4 protein-coding genes are annotated in these 6,923 nt (G+C 70.6%); 2 read left to right on the forward strand and 2 right to left on the reverse strand.

Going from position 1 to position 6,923, the window contains the following annotated elements:
- Positions 1-59: 59 nt before the first annotated feature.
- Positions 60-1,589 (reverse strand): VWA domain-containing protein, encoded by a 1,530-nt coding sequence (locus tag ACFW5B_RS35010; protein WP_386449095.1) that lies wholly within the window; start codon positions 1,587-1,589, stop codon positions 60-62.
- Between the two features lie 607 nt (positions 1,590-2,196).
- Here ACFW5B_RS35010 and ACFW5B_RS35015 point away from each other — a divergent pair.
- Positions 2,197-4,272, forward strand: a complete 2,076-nt coding sequence (locus tag ACFW5B_RS35015) for a PhoX family protein (RefSeq protein WP_386449098.1) — start codon at positions 2,197-2,199, stop codon at positions 4,270-4,272.
- A gap of 295 nt (positions 4,273-4,567) precedes the next feature.
- Complete coding sequence (locus tag ACFW5B_RS35020; RefSeq protein ID WP_386449101.1) at positions 4,568-5,869, forward strand: alpha/beta hydrolase; 1,302 nt, start codon at positions 4,568-4,570, stop codon at positions 5,867-5,869.
- Between the two features lie 55 nt (positions 5,870-5,924).
- On the opposite strand, the gene ACFW5B_RS35025 is transcribed toward ACFW5B_RS35020, so the two are convergent.
- Entirely contained in the window at positions 5,925-6,752 is an 828-nt protein-coding gene (locus ACFW5B_RS35025; RefSeq protein ID WP_386449104.1) for a polysaccharide deacetylase family protein, read from the reverse strand.
- Positions 6,753-6,923 lie beyond the last annotated feature (171 nt).

Here is a 6,923-nt window from a genome sequence, read left to right on the forward strand (position 1 = left end):
GGCCCCTGGGAGCCCGGCCGCGGCCGGTGAGGTGTCGGGTGGGGTGGCGGTGAGGCCGGTCAGCTGTCCTTGAGGACGCCGGCCGCGCGGGCCTCGCTCAGCCACTCCGGGAACTCGACCATCAGCTGCTGGTAGAGCTCGTCATGGGAGAGGCTGCGCGGGTCGCGGCCCGCGTGGAAGAAGCCCGCGTTGTCGACGGCACGCTTCTCCGGAACGGCCAGGTCATCGAGCTTGCGGAGGAAGTCGAAGCCCTTGGCGTCCGGGTCACCGAAGCCGATGAACTGCCAGAAGATGGGCAGTCCGGCCGCCTCGCAGAGCGCCTTCTCGGCGGCCGGCTTGGAGGTCGGGGCACCGTCGGTCTGGAAGATGACGAAGGCCGGGGCGGTGGCACCGGACTTCTTGTAGTGCTCGACGACCGCGTTGATGGCCCAGTGGTAGTTGGTACGGCCCATGTGGCCCAGACCGGCGTGCAGTTCCTCGATCCGGCCCTCGTAGTTGGTGAGGTCGATGTCGGCGGTGCCGTCGATGTCGGTGGAGAAGAAGATCACCGGGACGGTGGCGTCGTCGTCGAGGTGCGCGGAGAGGCCGAGGGCCTGCTCGGCGAGGTTCTGGACGGTGCCGTCCTTGTAGTAGTGACGCATCGAGCCGGAACGGTCCAGGACCAGGTAGACCGCGGCGCGCTGGCTGCCGAGACCGTGCTTGTCCAGGGTGCTGCCCGCGGACTTGTAGAGGCTGACGAGGGCGGGCGCGGCAGAGGGGAGCGAGGCGGCGGCGCCGGAAGCGGGGGCGGCAGGGGTGACGGGCTCGGCCTCTGGCTCTTCGGCCTTGGGCGCCGTGGCCTGCGGCGCTGCGGCCTTCGGCTCGTCCTCGGGCTGGGCGGCGGTCTCCGCGTCCGCCGCGGGCTCGGTCACCGGCTCGGTTGCGGGAGCTGCGACCGGCTCGGCTGACTTTGCCTCGGGCTCTTCGGTCTCTGCGGGCGCCTCGGCCCCGGCCTCGGCCTCGGCGGCCGTCTCCGTGGCCGGCCCGGCGGTGGCCTCGGGTTCCGCGACAACCTCCGGTTCCGCGAGGCGCTTCGCCTCGGCCCCGGCCGTCGGCTCCCCCTTCGCCTCGGCCCCGGCCGCCTCAGTCGCCTCGACGGGCTCAGCCGCCGCGTCCGATGCGTCCGTCGCGTCCGTCGCGTCCGGGGCATCCGGCACATCCGCCGTAGCTGTCGCGCCAACCTCGGCCACGGGCTCGTCCCGTACCTCGGCGGCATCCGGACCGGCGGCCTCCTCAGGGGCCGCGGCCGCTACGGACTCCTCCTGCGCCGGAGCGCTCTCCGCGCTCCGGTCAGCCCGGTCCGCCGGGCCGCCCTGCGCGGGGAGCGTCGGGGTCGTCGGTGCCGGGTCCGTGGCGGGGGCTTCCGCGGGGGCCGTCCGGGCCGCCGGGACCTCGGCTTCCGGGGCGGCGGGGGCCGGGGTGGACTCCTCGCGGGCCTCCGGAATGGTCGCGGACTCCGGCTTGTCGGCGCCGCTCGGGGCCGCGCCGGTTTCTTCACGGGCCGCCTTGGAGCGACCGAAAGCGTTGCGCAGCAGACTCCGAATGCCCATCGGCGAACCTCTCTTGCGTGTGCTGGGTGCGGCGTATGTCCGTGACGCACGGACATGTCCCTGACCAGGACGGATACGTAAGGGTAGCGGCCGGGACCGGCCTCACCGTGGGACCCCGCGCCTTGTGTGGTGGGCCATCCGGGGGCTGTGACGGGGCAGAAGGTTTCAGCCGGTGCGCCGGAGTCCCGCCGAGAGGGCATCGCTCCTGCGTACGAGGTTGAGTGACGAGGCGAACACGCCGCGGCGCATGGCTCCCCGCGGAAATTTCGATACCGGACTGCATCCTTCCCGCGATCCGGGCCGTCGTCGTACGCGCCGTGTGCCGGCGTCGTACGCGATCCGCGCCACCGCCGTACGGGACCCGCGTCACCGCCGTACGTCCCTTTGACCTTCCCTGGGCCCCCTCTTGACCCCTCGTACGGTGGCGGGCGGGTCTGCCGTATCCCCGGATTCACCGCCTGTTCATGTTTGCGTCGTCGTGTGGCGGATCGCCCCGTTTAGCGTCGCGGCGAACCGTGACCACGAACCGAACGACCGCGCTCGAAACCGTTTCGACTGCGCTCACAAACCGTGTGAGCTCGTTCGACACCGTCAAAGAGGGGGAAATATGCGCAAGTTCCTGCCGCTGATCGGCTCGCATCCTGGTGGGCGTTCGGCCATGACATGCCGGTACCGCTGTGGTGACGCCTGTTTCCACGCGACGCCCAACACGAGCGACAACGCCTATGTCGGTGACGTCATCACTGGTGCGCTGTCCCGGCGTTCGGTGGTACGGGCCGCCGCGGTCGTGACGGTGGCGACGGCTGCCGGGGGCGCGGTGGGCGGTGCGGGGGCGCCGTCGGCCGTCGCGGCGCCGGTGCCCGGCGAGGCGTCCCGGAACGGGAAGGGCCACAAGCCGGCACGCGGGCTGCGGTTCGCCACCGTGGCGCCGAACAAGACCGATGCGGTGGTCGTCCCCGAGGGGCACGCCCAGAACATCGTCGTCCGTTGGGGAGATCCGATTCTGCGGGGTGCGCCGGCCTTCGACCCGGACCGGCAGTCGGCGAAGGCGCAGGCGGGCCAGTTCGGTTACAACAACGACTACATGGCGGTGCTGGAGGTGCCGGGTGAGCGGCACCGGCAGCTGCTGGTGGTCAATCACGAGTACACCGACGAGCAGCTGATGTTCGCCGGGTACGACGCGGAGACGCCGACGCGGGAGCAGGCCGAGATCGGCTGGGCGGCGCACGGGCTGTCCGTACTGGTCGTCCAGGAGGAGCGGCACAGCGGGCGGCTGACGGCGGTGCCCCGGCACCGGCTCAACCGGCGGATCACCGGCACCACGCCGTTCGACGTCACCGGCCCCGCGGCGGGCAGCGAGCTGCTGAAGACGTCCGCCGACCCCGAGGGGAAGCGGATTCTGGGGACGCTCAACAACTGCGGCGGTGGCATCACGCCGTGGGGGACGGTGCTGTCCGGCGAGGAGAATTTCAACCAGTATTTCGCCAACGGGGGCAGCGTCACCGATCCGGTGGCGGCGGCCCGGCTCAAGCGGTACGGCATCACCGGCGGCGCGAGCCAGCGTAAATGGGAGCGGTTCGACAAGCGCTTCGACGTGGTGCGGGAGCCGAATGAGGCGCACCGCTTCGGCTGGGTCGTGGAAATCGATCCCTTCGATCCCGAGGCGACGCCGCGGAAGCTGACCGCGCTGGGGCGTTTCAAGCACGAGGCGGCCGAACCGCGGCTGACGGCGGACGGCCGGCCCGTTCTCTACATGGGCGACGACGAGAAGTTCGATTACTTCTACAAGTTCGTCTCCGCCCGGCGGATGAAGCAGGGGAACTCGCGGGCCGCGCGGGAGCACAACCGGACGCTGCTGGACGAGGGGACGCTCTATGCCGCCAAATTCACCGGCGACAGCGCGGCGGGGGAGATCGACGGTTCGGGCAAGCTGCCGGCGGACGGCGAGTTCGACGGGTCGGGTGAGTGGATTCCGCTGGCCTGCGGCGACACCTCGTATGTGCCGGGAATGACGGCCGAGGAGGTCTATGTCTTCACACGGATCGCCGCCGACAAGGTGGGCGCCACGAAGATGGACCGGCCGGAGGACGTCGAGCCCAGCCCGCGCACCGGACGGGTCTATGTCGCACTGACCAATAACAGCGACCGGGGCAAGGCGGGCAAGGCTCCGGTGGATGAGGCCAATCCGCGCAAGGAGAACAAGCACGGGCAGATTCTGGAACTGCGCGAGCGGCGGGACGATCCGGCGGCGGAGCGTTTCGGCTGGCGGCTTTTCCTGGTCTGCGGTGACCCGGAGGACCCGGCCACCTATTTCGGCGGATTCCCCAAGGACCAGGTCAGCCCGATTTCCTGCCCCGACAACATCACCTTTGATGTGCACGGAAATCTCTGGATTTCCACCGACGGAAATGCGCTGGGAAGTCATGACGGACTGTTCGGCGTGGCGACCGCGGGGGAGCGGAGGGGTGAGGTCCGGCAGTTCCTGACCGTGCCCACGGGAGCCGAGACCTGCGGGCCGGTCGTGCAGGAGCGGCGGGTGATGGTCGCCGTGCAGCATCCGGGTGAGGTCGACGGAGCGAGTGTGGAGCGGCCCGCGTCGCAATGGCCGGACGGCGAAGGGGAGTTGGTACGGCCCTCCGTGGTGAGCGTGTGGCGCGAGGACGGCCGCGGCATCGGGGTGTGAGCGAGGGCGGTGGCCCGTGGGACGGGGAACCGGCCTCCCCTCCCATGGGCGGCGGCCCCGTCCCCGCGGGCCCCGCTCCCGTGCCGCCACGCGCCCCGGCGGCGCTCCCCCGGTCCTGACATCACGCCGCGGAAACGATGTGGCAAGAGCAGGGTAAGAACTGGGTCGTTCAGGTATCCGATGCGCAGGTGTGCCCGTCTTCTCCGGTGACCATTGTCCGGAGCCGTCCGTTGTGCCTAAGGCGGCCGGTTAAGAAGGCAAGAACCCTTCCGAGGGTGACGGGAGATGTGGGCGCATGGGGCTGACCAGTCAGTCGCTCGAATACACGGTGATCGTGCTGGCGGTGCTCTGTGTGGCCGCCACGGTCTGGCTCTGGCCCCGGCTGGCGCGGCGCGGGGTGCGGGCCGTCCTGGGCCGGCTCGGCGCGATCGTGGTCACCCAGGTGTCGATCGTGTGTGCGCTCGCCCTCGCCGTGAACACCAACTTCGAGTTCTACGGCAACTGGGACGAACTGCTGGGCAACACGGAAGAGGCGCCGGCCGCCGTGAACCAGGGCGGCGGACAGTACGCCTCGGTCGGCAATCTCAAGGGCGGGCTGGTCCAGCCGGCCGGTCCGCAGGGGCTCGACCGGGTGACCGGACTGCCCAAGGGGCCCGCGGACCGGGTGGGCAAGGTCGAGTCCGTCAAGATCGTCGGCCGCCGCTCCCGGGCCATCAACCCGGGCTTCGTCTATCTGCCGCCGCAGTACTTCCAGCAGCAGTTCCGCCGGCAGCGGTTCCCCGTCATGGTCGTCATCAGCGGCTACCCCGGCGGGATCATGAACCTCGCGCAGCACCTCCAGGTGCCGCAGAACGCGGGACGGCTGATCGCGCAGGGCAAGATGCAGCCGACCGTGATCGTGATGGTCCGGCCGACGATCGCCCCGCCGCGCGACACCGAGTGCGTGGACGTGCCGGGCGGGCCGCAGGCCGAGACGTTCTTCACCAAGGACCTGCCGGACGCGATGAAGTCGGCCTACCGGGTGGGCCGGGACCCCAGCGCCTGGGGTGCGTTCGGCTACTCGTCCGGTGGCACCTGCTCGCTCCAGCTGGCGATGCGCAACCCGAAGGTCTACACCTCGGCGGTCTCGCTCTCCGGTGACTACGCGATCAAGGATGACCTGACCACCGGCAGCCTCTTCGGCCCCGGCCCGGCGGGCGCCCGGCGCGAGCGCGAGCACGATCTGCTGTGGCGGCTGAAGAACCTCCCCGCGCCGCAGATCTCCGCGCTGGTGGCCAGCAGCCGTAAGGGCGAGGCGGATTACGGCGACACCATGAAGTTCCTGCATGCGGCGAAGTCGCCGATGACGGTCGACTCGATCATCCTGCCGCAGGGCAGCCACCAGTTCACGACCTGGCGGCGCGAGGTCGTACCGGCCCTCCAGTGGCAGAGCCAGCAGCTGACCTTCCCCCAGGACACCGAGGCCGTGCCGCAGCGCAAGCCGGGCGCGGCGAAGGGCGGCGCCCCCGGACAGCGGACCTCGCCGTCCCCGGCACCGTCGGCGTCCGATGACAACAAGGGCCGCCGGCGGGTGGAGGCGGAGCGCCCCCAGGGGTGAGCCGCGGATGAGCCGAGCAGGGGCGCCGGAGCTTCCGGCGCCCCTGTCGCATGTGCTACGGCCGGTAGACCATCCCCGGCTCCGGCTTCGCCGGGGAGAGCAGCTGGGAGACCGTGACGATCGTGTAGCCGCGCTTCTTCAGCTCCGTGAGGATGCCGGGGACGGCCGGCACGGTGCCGCGGTAGATGTCGTGGAGCAGGATGATGCCGTCGCGCTCGGTCTGGTCGAGCACCCGCTTGGTGATCAGGGCCGAGTCGTTGGTCTGGTAGTCCTTGGCGGTCACGCTCCACAGGACCTGCGCCAGGCCGAGCTTCTTGCTGATGTCGGAGACGGATTGGTCGGTCCGGCCCTGGGGCGGGCGCATCAGCCGGGGCGTCCTGCCGGTGATCTTGCGGACCGCCTCCTGGAGACGGGACATCTCGCGCTCGGCCGCCGCGGGCGGGATATCGGTCAGGATCTGGTGCGACCAGGTGTGGTTGGCCAGTTCATGGCCCTCGGCGTCGATCCGCTTCACCTCCGCGGGGCGCTTTTCGACGTGGTTCTCGCCGAGCATGAAGAAGGTCGCGTGCACCTTCTCCTTCTTGAGGATGTCCAGCAGGCGGTTGGTGTTCTCGCTGGGGCCCGCGTCGAAGGTGAGCGCGACGCACTTCGCCTTGCGGCAGTCGACGTCGTCACCGGCGGTGTCCCGGGGGGCCTTGGCATCGTCGGCCTCGGCGAGGGCGCGGTCCTTGGCCCGGACGGCGGCGGCCGGTGCCTCGGCGCGGGCGTCGGCCGGGGCGGTGACGTCGTACGTGGCGCAGCCGCTGAGGGCCAGGACCAGGGACGTGGCCGCCAGCAGACCGGCTATGGACGTGCGGCGGGCCGCGGACTTCAGCTTCAGCACGGTGGCCTCTTCTCAGGTGGGGGAGGGTCGACAGCGGGCCCGTGACCTGCGTTTTTGCGCATGGCGAAGCAGGCGCGTACGGGGCTGTCGCCGCGCCGCGCCGACCCTCGGAGACAGCGGTCGATGGACTCGAAGGGACTATACCTACGCAGTACACACTGTGTGTATACG

It is taken from the genome of Streptomyces sp. NPDC058773, from assembly GCF_042746015.1.
In the GTDB taxonomy this organism is placed as follows: domain Bacteria; phylum Actinomycetota; class Actinomycetes; order Streptomycetales; family Streptomycetaceae; genus Streptomyces.

Coding starts and splice junctions, on each gene's coding strand:
- ACFW5B_RS35010 (WP_386449095.1), bottom strand. CDS start 1,589: ATGGGCATTCGGAGTCTGCTGCGCAACGCTTTCGGTCGCTCCAAGGCG.
- ACFW5B_RS35015 (WP_386449098.1), top strand. CDS start 2,197: ATGCGCAAGTTCCTGCCGCTGATCGGCTCGCATCCTGGTGGGCGTTCG.
- ACFW5B_RS35020 (WP_386449101.1), top strand. CDS start 4,568: ATGGGGCTGACCAGTCAGTCGCTCGAATACACGGTGATCGTGCTGGCG.